Origin of the sequence: Streptomyces sp. 4F14 (assembly GCF_048159485.1) — a bacterium.
Classification (GTDB): Bacteria; Actinomycetota; Actinomycetes; order Streptomycetales; family Streptomycetaceae; genus Streptomyces.
In genome coordinates this window covers 97,570-118,680 of the sequence record NZ_JBLRVY010000019.1, presented here as the reverse complement: position 1 = coordinate 118,680, position 21,111 = coordinate 97,570, and the positions used below count along the sequence as shown (strand labels likewise).

The following is a 21,111-nucleotide window of genomic DNA, read 5'->3' as shown; positions in this document are numbered from 1 at the left end:
CTGAGAGCCAGCCGGGCCTCCGGCCGCGGTAGTGACCGGTTGGGGGCCGGATTGGCTAGGCCCAGTCGTCGTCGGGGTCGTTGCGGCCGACGAGCATGTCGTCGAGGAGTTCCTTGGTGATGGCTTCGACCTTGTCCTCGATGGCTTGCTGGGCGGTCTGGCAGAGGAGTTGGTCGAGGGTGTCCATGTAGCCGCCGGTCCGCTCGTGGAGTTCTTCCTCGAAGTCGAGGAGCTTGCCTGCGCCGGGCACGTGGTTGTAGAGGCGTAGGTTTTCGTCGTAGCGCATCAGGACACTGCGGAAGCCTTCTTCCTGCCCCTTGCCGAAGGGGATGGGGCGGATCCGCATCACGGGCAGGGTGCTGCGGAACTGCTCGGAGGTGCGGAGGCGTTCGCCGCGGCGGCGGTTGTGGAGGCCTTCGTTGACGATGTCGGTGGCGCCGCGGCCGCAGTAGATGATGGAAACTCGCAGGCGGGCCTGGAGGCAGTCGAAGTAGTCGAAGGCGGCGGTCAGGTCGTTGTCGTGGATGCGGTCGATGCCGTCGATGAGGATCAGCGAGGTGCGGCTTTCCCGCATGGCGTGGATGACGGGTTCGGTCATGTCGGTGCTGCGGTAGGTGCGTTTGTCGAGGTGGATGGTGTGGTCCATGCTGAAGAAGTCCGCAAACGGCAGGGACCAGTCGAGGTTGTGCTCGTGGCGTGGCGGGACGTTGATGTAGACGACGGGCGTCCATTCATCGTCCGGTTGCCGTTCGAGCTCCAGGATGCCTTGGTAGGCGCGACCGATCTGCAGCAGCAGGGTGGTCTTGCCGGCGCACCCGTCGATGATCATGCTCATGCGTTTGCCGGCGGGCCGGAACCGGTTGGTGCGCAGGGTGCGCCGGGCGTCCTTCAGACCTCTCGTCACATCTGGGGTGGACACAGGCAGCAGCTCTCCGTGGTACATCATCCGCGGGTCGGTGTCGGTAACCTCCGTGCCCTTGGGGGCGCAGTCCTGCAGGTCCGGAGGCTCAAGCTGACGGTGCACGAAGTCCATCAAACCGGCGCGCACCGTGAGTAGCTCGGGATCCAGCGGAGTGAACAGGGCAGGCAGTGAGGCGGGGCCAGCTGGCTTTCGGGTGGAGTGCACCGTATCCATTCAGATCTCCTGAGATTCGTCGCCAGGTGATCCCGGCTGTGTGTCGGGTTCGGGCACGGGCGGCTGTGACGGGGGAGCGGAGAGCTCACGGAAGATGTCCCCGGCCGAGCCCGCCAGACTGGGCGAGCCACCCGGGACCGGGCGGCGCCGTGGCGGCCGAAGCGGCGAGGTGGCCTCCTCGGCCGGTGCCGACACGGGCGTCGGTGTGATCGTGGGCAGAGCGGCACGCTGGCCGGGGAAGAGGTCCTTGGCAGCGACGTTCAGGGACGGCGCCGGCACCACACTGCCGGGAGCGGCCGGCACGATCCCGGCATACGGGCTGACGGGCGGTTCGGCGTCCGGGGCGGGCTGCGGGACGAACGCGGCCGCCGGAACACTATGGCGGGTGGGGGAGGGGCCGTTGCGGGCGCGGGTCAGCAACTCGTCGACGGCCCGGGCGATGTCTTCCTCATTGCCTTCCCGACCGGTGCGCTCCGCGAACAGGCGGGCGGCCTGCTCCCACAGGTACTGAGTCCAGGCGTCGTGGATCAGATGCTGATACTTGAAGCCGAAAGGCACCCACGGGCTGCGGGCCGGATCGTCTTTGACGGTGTGGTCATACAGCCACACCCGGCTGGGCTCGTAGGGGTTGTAGTAGACCGACCAGTGTCGGCCCTGTCCTTTGACGCCGGTGGGGCGGTTCTTGAAGTCGCGGATGCGATGGCTGACATAGGTCCGGTTATCGATCTTGATGCCGTCACGGGTGACGATCCGCTTGGCGTGGATCAGCAGTTTGCGGCTCTCGTCGAGGGTGACCGGCCGCGGCACGCCGCCTTCCGCGGCCACCGCGGCCGCATACATCTGGTTCGGGGTGAGTACCAGGCCGGGCCAGAACGGGGAGCGCAGGCCTTCGTGCGGGCTCTGCTGATATTCGGTGGCCACCCACTTGTGCCACAGATCCTGTAGTTGGTTCAGTGACCACAGCCGACCCTTGCCCACGTTCTTGCCCCGGGCGGCCGGGTTGTTGCCGGTGTAGTTGGCGACGAACTGGCAGAACTCGCTCTTGATCGTGGCGTTGGCACGCTCGATGACGGCCTTGTCGGTGGGGGTACGCTCCCGGGCGGGCTCCACGTCGATGTTCAGCATGCTGCACGCGTCCCGGAAGTGCTGGGACTTGAAGATCCTGGCGTTGTCGACGACGACCGTCTTGGGGCGGATCACCGGGCGGGCGGCGGCACCGGCCATCCGTGGATCGCTGGCCAGCATCCGGGCATACGGCAGGTCGGAGTTCTCCGCCAGCGCTTCGGGAGCCCATCCGGGGCGTGCGGCCAGCGGCGCCATCGCCTGCCCCAAAAGCAGGGTGGCATCCAGCGCCTTGGTGCCGCGTCCGCCGCGCCGCCGACTGCCAGGCCCTTTCTTGCGGCCCGACGACTTCGGGACGATCATCCCGGCGACAAAGCTGCGCGAGAGCAGGTCGATGCCGTAGGTCAATTCCACCGACACGGGGCGCCCGTCGTCCCCGCGCGCGAGCACATCCAGGCCGGTGGAGTCGATCTGCACGCGCTCGCCCAGCAGCGTCACCGGCACCGGCGCGTAAGGCGGCTCCGGGGCATCTTCCTGCGCGCCGCCCGACGCGCTCGACGAGGCCTTCGAGATCCCCATCCGCTTCAGCAGGTCGTAGAAGGTGGAGCGGGCAGGCATCAGCTTGCGGTACTCCTCCGGGAAACTGCGGCGCAGCGCCGCGCGCACCCGCTTGCGCAGCCGGGACCACGTCCCCTTCGATTCACCCTCCTGAGCCTTGTGCTCCTTCCGGATCACCTTCAGCACCCGCTCGTCCACGTTCCCGAGCGGACTGCCGGTGCGCAGCCATCGCCGGTCGATAAGACCCAGCAGGCCCTCCTTCTCGTAGGCCAGGCACTTGCGCTGCACGGTGGCGACGGAACCTGAAAGCCCGGCTGCCTGCAGCTCGGCGGCCTTCAACGCATAGCGGGCGGTGCGGGTGGTGACCGCCACGTCGTAGCCGCGCCGCGGCGTGAACGATCCCTCCCGAACGCGGACCGGGCGCCCGGTCAAAACCTCCCGGACATGCCGCTCCCAACAGCGCACCTCCTTGAGCTGCTCGGGAGACAGACGATCCAACAGCGACAGATCCGCCACCGGCTCCGGCTCCTGCGGCACCCCATGAGCCATCAGCACCGCGAAGTCCGGGGCCGAGACAAGATGGGAGACCCACACCAGCGCGTCCTGCCCGGCCTCGTCCATCGCCGCCAGGTGCACGGTGGCGCCCTGCACCGCCCCCACCAGGTAGCGGCCGGACTTCCAGCGGACCGTCATGCCCGGCTGCAATGTGACGGCAGGCTGCGCCGGGGCGTCCGCGGGCGCGGTCAGGACGTTGCCGCTCATGCCGCCACCCCGGCCGCCCATACCAGGCTGTCCGGTGTCAGCGGCTGCTCCCAGTGCGTCGTCAGCTCGCCCGTCCACAGCAGGTACCAGCTACAAGCTCGGCCGCGCCCCGGCGGGAGGTCTACCGCATCAGCGGTCTCGCCCACGGGCAGCGGCCGGGTGAAGGCCTCAAGCAGCAGGGTGCGCGCCCAGTCGTCGGCGAACTCGTCGTGGCGGAAGTGGGAGACGATATACACGTTGCGGCGCAGCTGGCCGCCCGGGGCACGGGCGACGTGCACCTGCCAGCCCGCCTCCGTGGCGGCTTCCCACGCAGCGGTCACCTCGTGCGCCTCCGGCTCCCCACCGGCGGGGGAGTAGAGGTAGAGCAGCTGCTGCCCGTCGACCGTGCGAGCCATGAACGCCGGATGCACCACACCCGAGCCGTGCCTGTCCTGCCACTCGATCTGCAGGCACGGCGCGGCCAGGTAAGCAACGCGCGGGTCGCGGTCGAGGAACATGGCCGCACAGGCGTGCTCCGCTGATCTGCAGCTGATGTCCTTCTTGGTGGTCGACGACCACCACTGCCGCACCTTCGACTTCCGCCCCTTGTAAGCCCGTTGCTCATGCAGCACCGGCCACTCCTCCACCGGAAGCCCCCGCAGGGCGCGCGCCGGCACCAGGTGCTCACGGCCGATGTCGTCGCGGTGACGTACCTGAACTTCCATCGGCTGCTCCCCACGCCGTGTCACACGGCCGAGTCTTCGGCACGACACTCAAGCCTCTGTGCGCCGCCGCCACGGCGTAGCCAAGAGACCGGTGTTCACCCGAACGGGCGTAGCAGGCTTGTGTTCTTGATGCCGCGTGCGATAGAGCACGCGGCATCAGTTCCTCCGACTCGAAGAGGCGTGCCAAGTCGACCGGGCCCAGCGGCGCCTGCAGGAACAAGACCAAGAAGCCTGAAAACCTAAAGGAACAACCGGTCCATCGCGTTGGGCAGACGTACCCAGGGTAGACAGGAGAGGTCTTCCACCGCGGCCAGGCAGGACGGCAGTTCGTGCCCCGTAACCCGCAACACCACGTTGCCGGGTGGCGGTTGATCACCGAACAGTTCCGGGAAGCCGCGGCCCAGCGGCCGGTGCTTGCTGTGCCACTCTCTGAGCGGCCCCGCGAAGGCATATCCGTGCCGCCGGGTCACCCGGTCCAGCCACTCCCGGTAGCCGGCTCTCCCCAAGTCTCCATGCAGGCGGCGCACCTCCAGCCAGGCCAGGTCCCGGGTCAGCAGGGACAACACGCTCAGCTGTGCCAGGGGCCGCACCCGCCGCTCACCCAACTGCGTTGCCAAAAAGGCCCATTCCTCCGTCTGCGCCGGATCCTCAAGGTAACGGGAGCACGCAAGGATCGAGCAGGCGTCGGCGAACACCCACCGGACGGCCGGGCCGAGCTGCCTGCCGAGATGGTTGAGGCGTCGCTGCGCGCGAATGACGTCCTTGAGGCCGCTGAGATCGATGTACGGATGCTGCGCGTTGCGGGAGTTGTCCGTCCAGCGCTGATGGCGCAGGCACACATGCCAGGGGTCGGGCAGGATCAGCCAGGCGGGGGAACGGGTGCCGCGCCTTGCCGCGCACAGTGAGCAAGCCTGGACGAGGTAGCCGGCCCGTGCATCCCACGGCCATTCCCAGTCGTCCTCGGCACCGTCGGGCATCAAGAACGCATCGCGCAGGCTGACCAGGCGCGTTTGCATCTCGGCCACCGTGTAACCGGCCAGGGTGGCCAGGCGCTCGCGCGCGTAGCGGCTGAGGTACAACTCGGTGTACTGCGGATCGACCGGCATCGGGCCAGTGCCCATGCTGCGCAGCACCGCTTCCACTGGCAGACGATTGCGGGAGGCCAGCCGCGTCACGTACGAGCCGGTGGACTCGCCAGCAAGGAAACGCAACCGCAAGTGCAGGCGGCGCCGCCCCAGCAATTCGTCCCGCTGCTCCGTCATGACGCGCCCCCGGGGTCTGCTGATCGCGGCTTCTATCCAACTCCCGCCGCGAGTACCGGACAGGGCATGCGCCGCAAATGATCGAAGCAGGCGCCTATCCGGTCTCTGGGCCGGTCCCGTGTGTGCAGGTGCGGAGAAGACAGAACAGATGTGGTCGGCATCGGCCGGACCCCAGGGAGAGCTGCCACGCTCGCCCTGACCAGCAGGTGATGGGGACACGGCACATCCTGCTCCCCTCCAGGACGAGGGAGTCAGCGCGTCACATGTCCGGCCGTGCGCAGCTGCGCCCCCACCAAGAAGAGGCCGTCGGTAAAGGAGCGGACGCCCTGCTGCGCAGAAGGCTGACAGCCGCGACGATCATCGCTGCGTGCGGAACCGGCAAAACCCTCATCGGCAAGCGCATCGCCGAGCACTTCGCCTCCCGCGGCCCCGTTCTCGTCCTGGTCCCCACCCTGGAGCTGCTGACCCAGACGGCGGCCCGCTGGCTCGCCGACGGCGGCTTCGACCAGCTCATTGGTGTGTGCTCGCTGCCCGGTATCTACGACCGCAGACTCCGCGGCCGCCTGCTGCTCGCCGATGCCGCGCAGGAACTGGCACACGCTGTCGCCCAAGGCGGCCGCATCGCCGTCTTCGCCACCTACGCCTCCCTGCCCATCATCGGTGAGGCCCACCACGCCCATCGTCTGCCGCCGTGGGCGTTCGCCCTGGCCGATGAGGCCCACCGCACCAGCGGTGACTGGGACAAACGCTGGGGACTCATCCACGACGACCGCGTCATCCCGGTCGCGCACCGCCTGTACATGACCGCCACGCCCCGCAACTGGCGCGCGCCCTCCCGGCCGCAGGCGCGCTCCCGCTTCGAACGGCTCGCCTCGATGGACGACCCCACCGTCTACGGCCCCGTTGTCTATCGTCTGGACCTGGCCGAAGCGATCGAACGCGGCATTCTCGCCGACTACCAGCTCATTGTCCCTGAAGTGCGCGACAGCAGGCTGCTCGACGTGCTTTACGAATACAGGCCCACCCCACACCTGGACGGGCTGCGTCTGGCCACAATGCAGGCGGCGCTGCTGACAGCCATGGCCGAACACGACGTGCGCCGGGTTTTGACCTTCCACGGCCGGATCGCCGCCGCCCGCGGCTTCGCCGACTCACTGCCCCAGACGGCCGCGGCGCTCGCTGACCACACTGGCATCCGCAACCCCTGGGCGCGCGCCCTGTACAGCGGTCAGCCGGCCTGGCAACGCCACAGGTACTTCCACGAGTTCGCCGACTTCTCCGCCCTCACCCCAGGCAGCGCCGCCGACAGCCACGACGGCGCCGTACTCTCCAGCGTCCGCGTGCTGAGCGAAGGAGTCGACGCCCCCGACACCGACGGCATCTTCATCGCCGACCCCCGCCGCAGCCCCAGCCACATCGCCCAGACCGTCGGCCGATCGCTACGCAAACCGCCTGGCCAGGCCAAGCGCGCCTCAATCTTCCTGCCCGTCTACCTGGCTCCCGGCCAGCGCATCCAGGAAGCCATGGAGGCATCCGAGTTCTCTGACTTCTGGGCATTCTTCAACGGCCTGGCCATCTACGACACCCAGCTCTACAAGCGGTTCGGCACCCGCAAAAAGCCGCGCCCCCAACCCATCCCACCCCGCCCGCACCGCGCCGCCGACGTCAACCGCACCCTGAAACTGCTCACCCACCAACCGCCCCACCACGCCTTCTGGAACGAGGGCTGGCAGGCCGCCGTAGCCTTCCACACCCACCACGGCCACCTGAACATCCCCAGCGAACACGTCACCCACGACGGCCTGGCCCTGGGCCAGTGGATCGGCCAGCAGCGCTCCCTGTACGCGGCAGGCGCCCTGCCGGCCGCCCGCATCGCGGCCCTGACCAGCCTGGGCATCTCTTGGCCGCACCCGCCCGACAGCTTCGAACACCACCTGAACCGGGCCATCGCCAGCGCCACCCGCCACGGCACCCTCGCCCTGGGCAAACACGCCCACGGAGGCGACCGTGCTGTGGCCGCCTGGCTGGAGACCATGCGCCGCCGGACGGACACCGGCCAGCTCGCTCCTGCCCGCATCGCCGCCCTCAACTCCGTGGACCCCTTTTGGAACCCGCCCTGGAGCCTGCGCTGGCAATACACCTACGTCCAGATCCGCCGCCGCCTGACCGGCAGCACCTGGCGATGCACCTACCACCGCAACGACAGCCTCGACTCGGCCTGGGACAGCTGGCTGGACCGACAGATCACCCAGTACCACCTGCTCGATGCGCAGCAAAAACACCTGCTGGACGCCCTGGCCCGGGCCTGCCCCGATGCCCACCCGCACAGCATGCTGCTGACCCGGCCCCCCACCCTGCGAGCCCGGGCCTTCAACCGCGGCCTGCGCGCGGCACGCCAGTACCACCAGCGGCACGGCCACCTCCAGGTGCCGGCAGACCATGCCGAAGACGTAGACGGTGACCAGGTCTTGCTCGGCACCTGGCTGGCACGCCGCCGCCGCGACAGCGCGCAGTTGACCCCCGACCAGCGCACCGCCCTTGACGCCCTGGGCTTTGAATCCCTGCCGGCCTTCCTGGCACCCCTGTCCCGCGACGCCGCGGCCTGACACGCACGGCAGCATCACTGGCCTGGCTTGCCCTGTGCCACAGCGTCGGTAACGAAGTAGAACACCCGGCTGCCCCGCTTGGCCCGCTGCACCCGGCCCTGCTTCACCAGAGCTTCCAGGGCGCGCCGCATGGCCGGCTCCTTGATCCTGCGCTTGGGATGGGCCCGGTGCAACACCGCAGCCACATCGTTGGAAGAGCGAGGCTCCCCATGCCGCCGCAGCTCGCCGACGACCAGATTCCGAAGGGTCGCTTCCTTCGCGGCCGGGCCGGCGGGCTGCGCCACCGTCAGGGCCTGGTCCTCGGGGGGCTGCTCGCCAACGTCGCCTTGCAGAGCGCCGTCCTGGACGGGACCGGCCGGGGCGGCAACGTCGCCGGTGCCGCCCTCCGCGACCGGGGGCGGGGGCAGTCGTTCCTGGACGCTCGTCAGCCACGCCTGGTCACGGTCCAGGAGGCGAAGCTGATCCTGCAACGCGGCAATGTCCAGCTCGATTCGCTCACGTTCCTTCGCGATGAGCTCCAAGTCCTCCGTCATCAGGGCTGTGTACTTGGCGCGCAAGGACACACGGTCCGCGACAGGTTCCGGCATGAATCCGCCCTCCACGACGCTGCACGGGGCCGCATCCGACGTTATCGACCGCCACCCCGCCCGGGCCCCGGAAAGCACACGGGAGACCGTTTACCGCCCGCATCGGCTCACTCGCGTCCTCAACCTGCTGCAACCTGACGGTATTTGCCCTGCCGATGTCGCATTGAGGAACAGCTGAGAGACCCGCAACCTGGCGTCTGTTCGGGGCCGCCCCCGGCGGGCTATCCGGGTGCATACCGCCCTGCACCAGTCGCACGCCCACCCGGCCACGCACGCGGCCGCTGCTCGCGCCGTTGCTTCTTGATCTGCCGCTGCATTCCCGGTAATCCGCCGACCACCGGATGCCGTGCAGCCGACCGGCCCACCGCGGATGGGGCGCCGTTCCGGGAGCGACCGGGCTGGCCTGAGGCGATGCACCCCTCCACGCCCTACCGGAGGAAGTTTGACGCTCTCGGACTTCCCGCGCTAACTTACATGCCGAATCAGATATCAGATTGGGGACAAAGGGAGGAGTGGGAGTGCTGCTGACGACCGGACAGGCTGCGGAAGAGCTCGGATGCGCGATCACTACGTTCCGCCGCCTCATCGCTGCCGGACTGCTCCCGGGCCTTTCCCGGCGCGGCGTACGCGTCATGGTCCCGCTCGAGGTCGTCCAGGCACTGCAGACGCGGCGGCAGGCGCCGCTCGATCGACTACCGGTCCGGGAAATCGCCGTCCTGCGGGTGGATACGGCCCAGCGGACGCAGGAACCGGAACGCTCCTGGCTCGGCTTCGCCGCCGCCCTCCCGCCCGAGGACCTGCTCAAGGCGCTGCGTGGCTGGTGGCGCTGCGACCCAGCGAGTGTCGCGGCCGGGGGAGTGCTGCCGGTAACGCTCGCGGGCTACGTGGTGGCCATCCTGACCGACCTTCAGCGATGGGAGAAGAACTCCGAGGGCCGTCACGCCTTTCCCGATGCCCGCCTGGTCGGCTACGTCACCGACCTGGCCACTCCGCACACCCGCCTCACCTCCCACGCCGGCGCCGACCGGCAGCTTGCCGAACAACTGCTGGGCACGCGGCTGGCTTCCCACTCGGGCGGAGCCCTCGCCTACGTTTCCACTCACGCCACCGTCGAATGAACCCGGCCCGGACAAGGAACGCCCGATGGACGCACAGAGCTACAGCACCGCGCTCGCCGATCTGCGCACCGTGCGGGACCAGATCAAGAAGACCCGGGCCGCACTGACGAAGCAGGAAGCGGACCGCGACAAGCTGATCATCCAGCTGGCCTCCTACACGAAGGCGAAGGCAGAGCGCGTCGCCCAGGCGGCCGGACTGGGCATGGCCGATGTCGTCGCTCTCGCCCCGGCCCTGACCCCCGACAGCCTCGCCACGCACGACACCCCGCAGCCGTCGACGGCCGAGCCGTCCACGGCCCAGGTAACCCCCGAAGCCGCACCGCCCCCGCCACAGCAGGCAGCGGCCGCCCCCGTCATGACCGCTGCCGCGCGACCTGCCTCCGCAGAGCCCGAGGCCCCGCAGGCGTCCGCAGCGGCCCAGGCGTCGCGGGATCTGCCCTCTATCCCCGCGGGCAGCAGTGGCGACGCCTGGCTCACCGCCACCCCCGGGCTGGCCTCCACCCGGCCCAACTTCACCCAGCAGGCCCGCTCCACCGTCTTCCTGGACACCATCACCGGGATTCTGGTCCACCGTAACCAGACCCACCACCTCGACCTCGCCGACCGGTCGGCTGCGGACATCCTCACCGCCGTCTTCCGCACCGTCCCCGACGGCGTGGAACGCATCTACATCACCGCGGGCGACCCCTGGCACCGTGACGCTGACCGCTACCCCTACCTGCGCGACGCGGTCGCCGCCTGGCTGAACGCCCCCATCCCGGGCTGGCGTACGGACACCGGCCGCGGCCGCGACCGGATGGCCGGGCACTTCGTCCATGCACGCAATCCCGTCGGCCGCTATCAGCGCGAAAACGGCGAGCAGCATGCGGAGATCCGCTCGGTGGGGGAGTGGTTCGACGTCGACGGCGACGCCCCGCACATCGTCCGCGACGCCTTCGTGCTGCTGTGGCAGGCGCTGCGCCGCCACTGGAGCGATGCGGTCCTCATGGGCTCCCCTTCCCAGACCGGCCGCGACCTGTGGACCCGCACCGTCCCCACCCGCGGCCAGTACGCCGACGGCTTCCCCGTCCTGTCAGAGGAACTGCGCGGCCTGCTGCACGCCACTGCGGGACAGGGCCGCAACGAACTCATTGTCCCGCCCCGCGTGCCCGAGCAGCTGTCCCAACTCGTCGAGTACGACCGCACCTTCGCCTACGCCAAGCACACCTGGAAGTCCCCGGTCGGCATCCCCCGCCGCATCACCGCTGCCACGTTCGCAGCCTGGTCGCATAAGGAGCAGATGCGGGCCCTGTACGGGTGCGGGCACTGGCAAGTCCGCGTCACCGTGCCTGACGGCTGGGACCACGTCGGCCTGCTGCCCGCCCCTGCCCCCGGCGACCGCGCCTGGCACTACCCGGCTGAGCCCGGCACCACCTTCACCACCTGGGCCGGCGGACCCGAACTCCACACCGCTCTGACCAATCCCATCCAGCCGTGGAAGATCGAGATCCTCGACGGCATTCTGTGGGAGGACGGCAAACCCCTCGACGACTGGGCCAAGAAGCTCAAGGAGACCTGGACCAACCTCTCCGCCCAGGCCCACTTCCAGGGCGATGCCCAGCAGGCCCGTGCCGCCCACCTCGCCTCCCGCGCGGTGCGTTCCATCCTGCTGTACGGCATCGGCTCCTTCGCCCAGCGCCCCCGCATGGTCACCGGAACCACCCCACGCAGCCTGGAGCGCGACGTGCCGCCGGACGCCGAAATCATCGGTTTCGACAACGAGTTGATCACCTGGCAGAAGCCCACCGGCTTCGCCCGCGACCCCAACGCCCACCCCGAATGGGCCGCCGCGATCTGGTCCGGCGCACGGGCCGCCCTGCTCACCCAGCGCCACCGCGACGACGACACGTACGCCGGTGCCCTGCACACCCCGTCCGGCACGGTCGTCGCCTTCCGCACCGACGCCCTCTATCTCACCCAGCCCCACGACTGGCCTTACCACCACCAGCCCGGCGACTATCTCCTGCGCGGCCGCCTCACCGGCCCCGTCACCGCCCCCGCAAGCGAGGATGAGCTCCTCACGCTGCGGGATGCCGGACGCGCGGCCCTTACCGCTGAGCGGGAGGCCTGATGCCGCGCCGCTCCCGCCGCCAGCCTCAACCCCGGCCCGAGTTGAACGAAGCAGCACACCTCGCCGACCGGCTCCAGGCGGTCGGCTACACCAAACGCGACATCGCCCGCATCATCGACCGAGACCCCTCCCTGGTCTCGCAGTTCTACACCAAGAACAAGGGAGCCGCCTTCGTCCCCGCCCTCCGGCAGGTCCTGGCCGCCGTCGAGACCGGCGGCATCACGGACCTGCCCGAACTCGCCGCCATCGCCGCCCGCCACACCCAGCGGCGCACCACCGCCTCCGGCGCTCGCGCCCGGGTGCGCACCAAGGCCGTCCTGATCACCCCCACCGGCTCCGGTACCGGCCGCGTCGGCGCCCAGGCCATCGCCTCCGGCTCCGCCCGCCTGCGCCCCTTGATCGCCGAAGCAGCCCGCCTGGGCCTACGCCTGGCCTTCACCGTCCGCCTCGCCAAAACCGGCTACGTGCACCCCTCCGGCAGCCGTACCGACTCACCCGGCATCCGCCGCGACGTCATCCAGCGCGCCGACCACAGTGAGGAACGCTCCTACGGCTCCGCCCGGACCGGCGGCTTCGACGCCGCCGACTTCGCCCGCCGCGTGGACGCCGCGGGCGGCGACGTCACCGCCGCCGTGCACCAGTGGCTGGTGGAGACCGGCCGCATCCGCCTCGACGCTCAGATCATCCACCTCGAAATCCGCACCTGGCGCCCCCGCTGACACCGCGTGGGACAGCGCCTCAGCCTTGCTGGCCGGCGGCCTCGTCGGACTGTGCCTCGGCCTTCGGCACATCCGCCGGCTCCGGTGTGGGGGCGGTGTAGAAGACGGACTTGCCCTGCTTGCTGCGCTCGGCCTGGCTCTTGGCCACGAGTCCCTCGAGCGTGACCCGCACGACCTTGGTCGAGATCTGGCGCTCGGGATGGGCCTGGCCGAGCGCTGTGGAGATCTCCGCGGCGGAGCGCGGTTCTGTCGACTCGGCGAGGTGGCGGCGGATGAGCTCGACCAGGGTGGGCTGGGCCGCCTTCGTGGCACCCTCCGCCTTGGCTGCGGGCTTCTTGGCTGCTGCCTTTTGCGGCGCGGCGGCGGACTTGGCCGCCCTTTGCTTCCCGCCGCGCGCACTGGCTTTCTTCCGGGGTGAGGGCACCGCGGCACTTTCCGACTCGGCCGCAGGCTCGGCCGGCGCGTCGGTGATGCCAAGGGCCTGCCGCATGTTCACCAGCACGCTGTGGTCGTGCTGCAGGGCGGCCAGCTGCTGTTGCAGGGAGGCGATGTCCGCCGTGATGCGTTCCTGCTCCTTGACGTTGCGTTCGAGGTCACCGGTCACCTGAGCGGCGTACTGCGATGTCAGTTCAGTGGCGGGAGTGGTTGTCTCGGGCATGGGTGCTGACCTTTCGTCGGTGAACCAGCGTGCTGCGGGGCTGCACCAGATGAGGTGAGGCCCCCTTCTCGGGTGGGGTGTTGGCGCCCGGCGGGGGCGCCGCAGGTGCCGCACGATGCCTTGGCGTACAGATGGTACGGACAAACAGCGCCAGTTGTTCCGCCATGGGGAAGTTGCCAGAACACCTCGTCGGTCTCCCGGTTGTGATGCCATGCCCTCAGGGTGCGGGTGGTCACCAGCCGGTCGAGCAGTTCTCCGGCCTGCTGCGCAGAGTGCCCGCACAGGCGGGTGAGGATGTCCATGTCGGTGCTGTGCTCGGGCCGGGCGCCGGTGTGCGCGGCCAGCACGAGAGCGGTCAGCCGCAGTGCGGGCGTCGTGGCCGGCAGGACCAACGGCACAGGCCGCAGCGCCCAGTCGGCAGCACGGCAGCGGGTACGGCGGCCGGGCGCCTGGTCCAGCACTGTGGCATCGAGCAGCCGTACCTGCCACGGCATCGCACGCACGTCCGGCAGCTCCAGCCAGCCGGCGTGGGCCAGCTCCAGCCATACTTCGCGGTTCTGGCGCAGGCGCATGCCCCGCAACAGGCCTGCCGGCAGCCGGACATGGGCGCGGGTGTCAGCACGCAGCGCGCACTGCAGGGCCAGCAGCCGGGCGGCGGGGGAGGTGAACCGGGGCAGCGCGGCCCCGAGGTAGGTGAGCATCTCCCGCACGCGCACCCGCTCGTCGAACTCCGTGCGCGGTCCGGTGTGTGCAGCAGGCCGTGGATGGGCGGCGGGCTGCGGCCGGGGGGAACTGAGCAGGGTGTCCGGCACCACGGCGGTATGGCTGGTCGCCGCCGCGCAGGCCGCGCAGGTGTCGGCCAGCCGCCAGGCCCGGCCGCTGCGGTCGCGGGTGAGAGCGAGCAGCACCGGCCCGGCACACCCCCGGCGGCGCGGATGCCATGCGCAGCCCTGCACTCGGCACTGGCAGCTGCGTAGGTATGCCGGCAACACGTCGGCACGGGCGTGGCAGGCCAGATGCGCCAGGGCGGCAGACCGCGCGGAGGCGGCCTTGAGAGGAGAGGTGCGCGCGGTGCACGAGGGGCAGACAAGCACGGGACCGCCTGCTTGCGGACGCAGCTCCACTGTCCAGATACGCCGCACTGCGGCCTGTGCGCCACCGAGCCTCATGGGCTGGTCGTCCTCCCGTCTGTCCGCGCCGTGGCGGGGGCTCACCGTGGCAGGCCTCCGAGACGGACGCACCGTAGTGCAGATTCCCGCACCGCGGATATCGCCCTCCCTCCACCCCGACGAAAGTGCAGAAACCCGCACTGACGGGGCAGGGGTCTGCACCGTCGGATGGTCGGGTGACGATCTTGCCGCCCGACCCCGACCTCACTGCGCTGCGCGTCGTGCTCGCGCGCCTGCGGGCCGAACGCGGTTGGACCTTCGATGAACTCGCCGACCGCAGCGGGCTTGCCCGGCGCACCCTCATCGACCTCGAACACGGCCGCACCACCGGCAGTGTCACCACCTGGCACACCCTCGCCCACACCTTCGACGTGCCCATCGAGCGCTTCCTGGGCGCCCTGTGCGACGACCACACCCCGCCCGGCACGGCCACCTCCTGAACCTTGCTCCGTTCCGGTGCGCACCGCGCCGCGAATCACCCGATCGGGCAATCAGGCATAGAACAGCCATCCGCAGTAACGCTCATGTGTGCGGGCCCGTTGGGCCGGCCGTGGGACATACCCCCGACACGCTACTCACGCCTGCGTGTCGCCTGGCACGGTCCGGGCCATGTGCCCCACGCCCGCCCCCGACGGCCGCCACTGGGACGGCAGCCCCCGCGCCCCCCACCGCCCCCGCCCGCTCCGGGTGACCACCACCAGTCCCAGCCGCCTGCTGCGCGCCGGACAAACCGGCCGCTGTCGCCACTGCGGCAGCCGCATCGACCTCTACCAGCGTCCCGACCAGCGGCCCATCGCCCTGCACCCCGCCGAACTGGCCACCGCCGACGTCCCCGAATCCTGCCGCTGGCACCTCAGCGGCGGCATCGCCTACCCGCACGGCGACAACAGCGCCTGGTGCCGCATCCCGCATGCCGTGCTCTGCCCCCACCGCACACCCACCTGCCAGGTCGGCCTCCGTCTCGAGGCGATCCGCCGCCAACTCGCCGTCCGCACCCGCCGCCTGATCGATACCGGGGCCCTCACCCCCGCCCCACCCGCCACCCCGCAGCCCGCCGCTCCCCACACCGGCGGACCCGACCGCCCCGTCGTCCAGCTGCTGCTGTGCCGCTACCTTGCCCAGCAGCGGCTCGAGGACCTGCGCTGCGTCGCCCAGACCCGCCACCGCCACCGCTGCCCCCACCCCGTCCTCGCCCCCGCCAGCCCGGCCGGGATGTGGAAACTGCTGCCCACCACCGCCCGGCACGGCCAACTCGCCCTGCCCGATGCCCTGATGGCCGTCTACGACCTGGGCCACCTCTCCTACAGCGAACAGCTGCGCTGGCGCACCCAGCGCTGCCCGGCACACGCCACCGCACCTGGCGCCGCCGACCTCGCCCTGGCCGCCTGGGAACCCTTCGACCCCCTCCTGCACGCGGCACACATCCACACCCGCCTGCCCCACCCCCCGCCCCGCCCGCACCGAAGGGGATGACCCGTGCCGCACCACGCCCTGGAAATCACGCTGACCCGCCCCCTGCCCCCGCCGGGCCTGCACCGTGCCGCCCGCCTGCTGCCGCTCGCCGCCAACCACGACGCCACCCGCCTGATGGCACTCGTCGCCGCCAAGACCCCCCACCGGGCCGCCCGCCGGCTGCGCCACCGCCTCGGCACCCGGCTGCCCATCGATGTGATCACCACCCACTACCCGGACGCCGACCACAGCGTGCTGCTCAACGTCGCCTTCCCGCCTGCCGTGCACGCCACCCTGACGGCTGACGCCCGCCGCGCCCAGCAGACCCCCGAGCACTTCCTGGAACTGGCCGTCCACCGGGCCCTGGCCCAACACGCCGACCGGGAGACCGACCGCCTCGACCGCGCGGTGCGCCAGCTGCTGGCCCACACCACCCCCGCCTACCTGCTGGCCGCCGTCGGGCACGCACTGACCCGGCTCCCCGAAAGGCCCACCCCGTGAACCCCACCGACGAACAAGCGGCAGCCGCCGACGCCTTCCATGCCGGCCACCACCTCGCTCTGCAGGCCGGCGCCGGCACCGGAAAGACCACCACCCTCGCCCTCCTCGCTCACACCACCACCCGCCGCGGCCGCTACCTCGCCTACAACCGGGCCATCGCCCAGGACGCACGCACCTGCTTTCCCACCACCGTGCAGTGCAAGACCGCCCACGCCCTCGCCTACGCCGCCGTCGGCTACCGCTACACCCGCCGCCTGAACGCACCCCGCCGCCCGGCCTGGCAGACCGGACAAGCCCTCGGCATCACCAAAGCCCTCCGCATCGGCGACCGCGAAATCTCCCAACGCGCCCTGTCCAACGCCGCCCTGCGCACCGTCACCCGCTTCTGCCACACTGCCGACGAGACCATCACCCCCCACCACGTCCCCTGCCTACGCGGCCTCGAAGACACTGACCTGCACAACCAACTCGCCGCCCACATCGCGCCATTCGCCCGCAAAGCCTGGGCCGACCTGCAACACCCCGACGACGGCGCCGTCCGCTTCGACCACGACCACTACCTCAAGATCTGGGCCCTCACCCGGCCCCGCATCAACGCCGATTTCCTGCTCCTGGACGAGGCCCAGGACACCAACCCTGTCGTCGAACAGATCTTCCTCAACCAGCGCGACCACGCCCAGCTGGTCATGGTCGGCGACTCCGCCCAGGCCATCTACCACTGGCGCGGCGCCAAAGACGTCATGACCGGCTTCGACGGCACCCCACTGGCCCTGTCCCAGTCCTTCCGCTTCGGCCCCGACCTCGCCGCGGAAGCCAACCGCTGGCTACACCTGGCCGACGCCCCCATCCGCCTGACCGGCACCCCCAGCGTGTCCACCGAACTCGGCCCCGTCACCCACCCGGACGCCGTGCTGTGCCGCACCAACGTCGGCGCCATGGCCCAGGTCATGACCCTCATGGCGGCCGGCTACCGGGTCGCCCTGGCCGGGGGAGGAGACAGCCTGCAGGCCCTGGCCCTGGCCGCCCGCGACCTGAAGGAAGGCCGCCGCACCCATCACCCCGAACTCATCCTCTTCCCCTCCTGGGGAGACCTGCAGGACTACGCCGCCCACGACCCGGCAGGACGAGACCTGCAGCCCCTGGTCAACCTCGTCGACACCCACGGCACCGACGCCATCCTCACCGCGGTCGCCCGACTCACCCCCGAACCACACGCTCAGGTCACCGTCTCCACCGCCCACAAGGCCAAAGGACGCGAATGGCCCCGCGTCCTCATCGCGGACGACTTCGCCCGGCCGAAAGACGACACCCCTGCTGACCAGACCAACACCCCAACATCATCGGACCCCATCGAGGACACCGAAGCCCGCCTGGCCTACGTGGCTGTCACCCGCACCCGCCAGCGCCTAGATCTTGGAGGCCTGTCCTGGATCTACGACCACCCTGACGGCACCCTCGCTCTGGCAGCCTCAGCACCCTCGACTGACTGACACGCATGAAGCGCACCACCCAACGAGTACGCCCCATCTTTGGCAAAGCCACTGTCGTCGAGTTCTACCTGCCGCAACCTGCGGCCGTCGGAGCCAACCTCCATGAAGTAGGTCGCGGGTTCATCGCCGTTGATCACCGTCATCTCAGCGGCGCCCAAGGTGCACGATGCTCCGGTCCGCAAGCGCGCCGAAACCGGGGCGGCCGCGCTGCGCGTCGCGTTTGGCCCGTAGCCCGTTCAGGCCCGGAGGCATGGTCGACTCGTCGATGTCGACTTCGCCGAGGTCTCTGCCAGCCCGCTCTATGGCTTCTGGACTGTCGACCACCTCGACCTCCGTGAAGGTCTCTGGGACCTCTCGGGTCGATCGCGCGTGGACCCACCACCATGCACCGGGCGAATCCAGCCCGAGGCCGTCACACACGTGGCGTACTCCTGGATGCGGACACCGCGGTGTCCGCAGTGCCCGGCGAGCACATGTGTATGTGTGGGTGCTGGACTCGGGTTTGTGCCACATCTCCCGCCGACTGCCACATCCGTGACGAGGGTGTCAGCGGGAGGGCGGAACTCTGTCGTCGTGTCATGCTCGCGAAGAGCCCTGGGGCTGGTGAGCTGGTAGGAAAGCTCCTGCCCCGGGCTGCGGGCGTCGCTTCTCTACACCGCGGTGATGCCTTCCATGCCGGAGTGGCCGAAGGCGGGCAGTCCGGTGACGGTGGTGACCTTGGTGAGTGTGCCGTCACCGCCGATGCGGAAGCCGTCCACGGTGCCGGAGGTGGCGTTCTGCACGTAGAGGAACTTCTCGTCCTTCGTCACCGCCAGATCGATGACCCCCTGGGACTTGGCAGAGGGCGGCGTGGCGACCCCGTGGGCGTTGGTGAGCGCCAGCCGTCCGTACTGGTCCATGCGGTAGCCGGTCACGGTGGAGTTTCCTGTGTTGCCGCCGTAGAAGAAGTCGCCGGCGCGCTCCAGCCAGCACAGGGTGTTCTGGCCGTTCGCCAGCGGGCGCTGTATGAGCTTGAGGCGGCCGTCGGGCCGCACTGTGTAGGTGCTGACCGTCGACTTTGCGGCCTCTGCGACGAGCATCCGGCCCGTCCGGTCGAAGGTGATCGCGAAGGGGACCTTGCCGGCGGAGGGGTTGACCATGGCATTCCTGGTGGGTCGGCCGTCCCGGCCGACCGGGAAGACCTCGATGGTGTTGGCGGACTTGGTGGTGACCACCAGCGCTCGGCCGTCTGGTGTGAATGCGATCTGGCCGGGCGAGCTGCTGAACAGAGGCACCTTCTCGTTGTGCAGCCCCAGGGACCGGCGTGAGCCCGGCAGAGGCTTGAGCCCGTTGCCGGTGATCCTGAAGCCCTGCACACTTCCGGCGCCTCCCGCGTTCATGACGTAGGCGACTCGGCCGGACACCGCTATGGACGACGGGAAGTCACCGCCGGAGTGGACAACGCGACGGTGTGTCAGTTTCTGTCCCTGGACCCGGAAAGAGGTCACGGTGCCACTTCCCGCATTGACCGCCAGCAGCAGTCCCGACCGGTCGTCGTACACCAGGGAGCCCTGGGAAGCGAGGGAGTCGGTAGGCGCGTCAACCTGATCGCCGCCCTTGCCGCCGGTCGTGTAACGTCCCGCGGCGGTGAGCTTGCCATCCGTCTTGCGTCGGAAGACGTGGATGCTGTTGCCCTCGAGTTCGTTGCCCTGTACGAACACGGAGTGGTCGGCCCTGGCTGTCTGTGCTTCCGCTCTACGGTGGACCGGCTCACCGGCCGAGGCGATAGTCATCGTCGCGGCGGCCCCGACCACCGCGAGGACTCCCGCTCCCGCGACGGTCAGTCGAACCTGCAACGGTGACCTGCGCTTGGTATGCCTGCTCATGCCCTGCTCCTCAACCCTCTCCGTCACCTGGATCCGGCGACCGGCTGAGCCAGCTTTGCCTCTGGGGCAGTTGAGGCGACAGAGGAATCGACACCGCGTCAGTGTCTCGTAAGGAGTGACTCCGCCTCCGACTGCCCTGCGCTTTCAAGGAGTTCAGATGTTCCGATGCGGCTGACGGCGAGTGGGATGGGGGCATGAACCCAGTGTCTGTCCCCGGTGCTCACGGGCCGGACTGCATGATGCCCGTACGGCGACCCCCAGCGGCGTCGACAAGGCGGCCGGACCAGAGGCCGGCCATCTCGACCTCACCGATAGGACTCACGCCGCCAATGCCCTTTCAGCGGCGGCATGTCCTCGGGGTCATCGCCGTGCCCGGTTCGCCGTGCGCACAGGACGGCAGGTCATACGGATTGCTGGCCGGGTTCCTCGACGGAGTCGTTTAGCTCGTTGAGGTAGTTGTAGATGGTGAAGCGGCTGACCTTGAGCGCGGCGGCAGCTGCTTCGGGGGCCTGTTTGACCAGGAAGAACCCGCGCCGTTCCAGGTCGGCGACGACTTGGAGTTTGTGTTCCTTCCGCATCTGTTCTACCGGGACACCGATCGCGGTGATGGCTGCGTCCACCAGGAGGGCGGAAAGTTCCTCGACGCTGTGGGGGAAGGACTCTCCCTGCGGGGCGGCCGTCGGTCCGGCCGGGCCCGCCTCGGCCGACTTCATCGACGGCACATGTGGCATGGACGCGGCGTCGTGGCCGAGGACGAACCGGTCCATGGCGGACCGGAGGGAGACCCAGGCGGAGACGTCGGTGTTCAGGCAGAGCGCCGCCGCGGGGCGACCCTCGTGGTCCGTGTAGATGATCGTCGTGCTCTGCAGGATGCGCCCGTCCGGCAGTTGGGACCGGTAGCCGATCTGGTGACTCAGGTCGCCGGCGGCGACGCGTTCGAGCAGTTTGTCCGTGGGAGGGTCACCGACATTCCGGCCGGTGAGCGTCCCGGCGATCGAGCGTACGGTGCGCGGCATACGGCGGAGGTCGTGCAGCACCACTTCGGTCGGCTGGATCACCGCCGCCTGCAGGGGGGCTACGAGGAGTTCGAGCACCCGGTTGATGCACTCCGCGTCCATGCCCTTCAGGTCCCCGGGTACGGGGAGCACCGGACTGTTCGACGCCGGTTCCATGGGTGCCACCGTCCTGTGTTCACGCTTCGACGACGTGTTGAAGAATACCGAGGCGTGGACCGCCTGGATCAACCGATCCCCGAGGCGGTCCTGATGCTTCCACAGCCAGTTGATACGCGTGCTGCCGGTGAGGGCATGGCTCCTCACTGGATGGGCACGTCGCACCGGGCCATGTGAAGGA

Annotated in this window: 18 protein-coding genes; 8 read left to right on the top strand and 10 right to left on the bottom strand. The window is 69.7% G+C overall.

Annotated features, from left to right (window positions below; all coding sequences use genetic code 11):
• Positions 1–55: 55 nt before the first annotated feature.
• From ACLZOT_RS29790 to ACLZOT_RS29775, 4 genes are all read right to left on the bottom strand, one after another.
• Positions 56–1,135 carry an ATP/GTP-binding protein gene (locus tag ACLZOT_RS29790; RefSeq protein ID WP_416972214.1) on the bottom strand — a complete coding sequence of 360 codons (1,080 nt, stop codon included), beginning with the start codon at positions 1,133–1,135 and terminating at the stop codon, positions 56–58.
• Positions 1,136–3,517, bottom strand: coding sequence for a Mu transposase C-terminal domain-containing protein (locus ACLZOT_RS29785; RefSeq protein WP_416972213.1), 2,382 nt, complete (start codon positions 3,515–3,517; stop codon positions 1,136–1,138). It lies immediately after the preceding gene.
• A complete protein-coding gene (locus tag ACLZOT_RS29780; RefSeq protein WP_416972212.1) occupies positions 3,514–4,221 on the bottom strand; it encodes a hypothetical protein in 708 nt (235 codons plus the stop codon). The genes ACLZOT_RS29785 and ACLZOT_RS29780 overlap by 4 nt, the downstream gene beginning before the upstream one ends.
• Before the next feature lie 239 nt (positions 4,222–4,460).
• Positions 4,461–5,483 (bottom strand): TniQ family protein, encoded by a 1,023-nt coding sequence (locus ACLZOT_RS29775; protein WP_416972211.1) that lies wholly within the window; start codon positions 5,481–5,483, stop codon positions 4,461–4,463.
• A 263-nt stretch (positions 5,484–5,746) separates the two neighbouring features.
• On the opposite strand from ACLZOT_RS29775, the gene ACLZOT_RS29770 reads away from it, so the two are divergent.
• Complete coding sequence (locus tag ACLZOT_RS29770) at positions 5,747–8,089, top strand: Helicase associated domain protein (RefSeq protein ID WP_416972210.1); 2,343 nt, start codon at positions 5,747–5,749, stop codon at positions 8,087–8,089.
• Positions 8,090–8,103: 14 nt separating this feature from the next.
• On the opposite strand, the gene ACLZOT_RS29765 is transcribed toward ACLZOT_RS29770, so the two are convergent.
• Positions 8,104–8,646, bottom strand: coding sequence for a hypothetical protein (locus ACLZOT_RS29765; RefSeq protein ID WP_416972209.1), 543 nt, complete (start codon positions 8,644–8,646; stop codon positions 8,104–8,106).
• 548 nt (positions 8,647–9,194) lie between these two features.
• Here ACLZOT_RS29765 and ACLZOT_RS29760 point away from each other — a divergent pair.
• From ACLZOT_RS29760 to ACLZOT_RS29750, 3 genes are read left to right on the top strand one after another with little or no spacing between them, the layout of a single operon-like run.
• Entirely contained in the window at positions 9,195–9,794 is a 600-nt protein-coding gene (locus ACLZOT_RS29760; protein WP_416972208.1) for a helix-turn-helix domain-containing protein, read from the top strand.
• 25 nt (positions 9,795–9,819) lie between these two features.
• Complete coding sequence (locus ACLZOT_RS29755; RefSeq protein WP_416972207.1) at positions 9,820–11,904, top strand: hypothetical protein; 2,085 nt, start codon at positions 9,820–9,822, stop codon at positions 11,902–11,904.
• Positions 11,904–12,623, top strand: a complete 720-nt coding sequence (locus ACLZOT_RS29750; RefSeq protein ID WP_416972206.1) for a helix-turn-helix domain containing protein — start codon at positions 11,904–11,906, stop codon at positions 12,621–12,623. The genes ACLZOT_RS29755 and ACLZOT_RS29750 overlap by 1 nt, the downstream gene beginning before the upstream one ends.
• Before the next feature lie 19 nt (positions 12,624–12,642).
• Here ACLZOT_RS29750 and ACLZOT_RS29745 read toward each other — a convergent pair whose 3' ends face one another.
• Positions 12,643–13,281: a hypothetical protein gene (locus ACLZOT_RS29745; RefSeq protein WP_416972205.1), complete on the bottom strand. Its 639-nt coding sequence runs from the start codon at positions 13,279–13,281 to the stop codon at positions 12,643–12,645.
• Positions 13,248–14,189 carry a hypothetical protein gene (locus ACLZOT_RS29740; protein WP_416972204.1) on the bottom strand — a complete coding sequence of 314 codons (942 nt, stop codon included), beginning with the start codon at positions 14,187–14,189 and terminating at the stop codon, positions 13,248–13,250. Before ACLZOT_RS29740 ends, ACLZOT_RS29745 begins: the two co-directional genes overlap by 34 nt.
• Before the next feature lie 437 nt (positions 14,190–14,626).
• Here ACLZOT_RS29740 and ACLZOT_RS29735 point away from each other — a divergent pair, with 437 nt between their 5' ends.
• From ACLZOT_RS29735 to ACLZOT_RS29720, 4 genes are all read left to right on the top strand, one after another.
• Complete coding sequence (locus ACLZOT_RS29735) at positions 14,627–14,890, top strand: helix-turn-helix transcriptional regulator (protein WP_037775690.1); 264 nt, start codon at positions 14,627–14,629, stop codon at positions 14,888–14,890.
• 169 nt (positions 14,891–15,059) lie between these two features.
• Positions 15,060–15,923, top strand: coding sequence for a DUF6083 domain-containing protein (locus ACLZOT_RS29730; protein ID WP_416972203.1), 864 nt, complete (start codon positions 15,060–15,062; stop codon positions 15,921–15,923).
• 3 nt (positions 15,924–15,926) lie between these two features.
• A complete protein-coding gene (locus tag ACLZOT_RS29725) occupies positions 15,927–16,403 on the top strand; it encodes a hypothetical protein (protein ID WP_416972202.1) in 477 nt (158 codons plus the stop codon).
• The gene (locus ACLZOT_RS29720; RefSeq protein ID WP_416972201.1) at positions 16,400–17,893 is read left to right on the top strand and encodes a UvrD-helicase domain-containing protein; all 1,494 of its coding nucleotides are present in this window, start codon (positions 16,400–16,402) and stop codon (positions 17,891–17,893) included. The genes ACLZOT_RS29725 and ACLZOT_RS29720 overlap by 4 nt, the downstream gene beginning before the upstream one ends.
• A 144-nt stretch (positions 17,894–18,037) precedes the next feature.
• Here the strand turns inward: ACLZOT_RS29720 and ACLZOT_RS29715 are convergent, their stop codons facing one another.
• The 3 genes from ACLZOT_RS29715 to ACLZOT_RS29705 form a co-directional block, all read right to left on the bottom strand.
• Complete coding sequence (locus ACLZOT_RS29715; RefSeq protein WP_416972200.1) at positions 18,038–18,313, bottom strand: hypothetical protein; 276 nt, start codon at positions 18,311–18,313, stop codon at positions 18,038–18,040.
• 230 nt (positions 18,314–18,543) lie between these two features.
• Positions 18,544–19,758 carry a lactonase family protein gene (locus tag ACLZOT_RS29710; protein WP_416972199.1) on the bottom strand — a complete coding sequence of 405 codons (1,215 nt, stop codon included), beginning with the start codon at positions 19,756–19,758 and terminating at the stop codon, positions 18,544–18,546.
• Between the two features lie 401 nt (positions 19,759–20,159).
• Entirely contained in the window at positions 20,160–20,930 is a 771-nt protein-coding gene (locus tag ACLZOT_RS29705) for a helix-turn-helix transcriptional regulator (RefSeq protein ID WP_416972198.1), read from the bottom strand.
• Between the last annotated feature and the right edge of the window lie 181 nt (positions 20,931–21,111).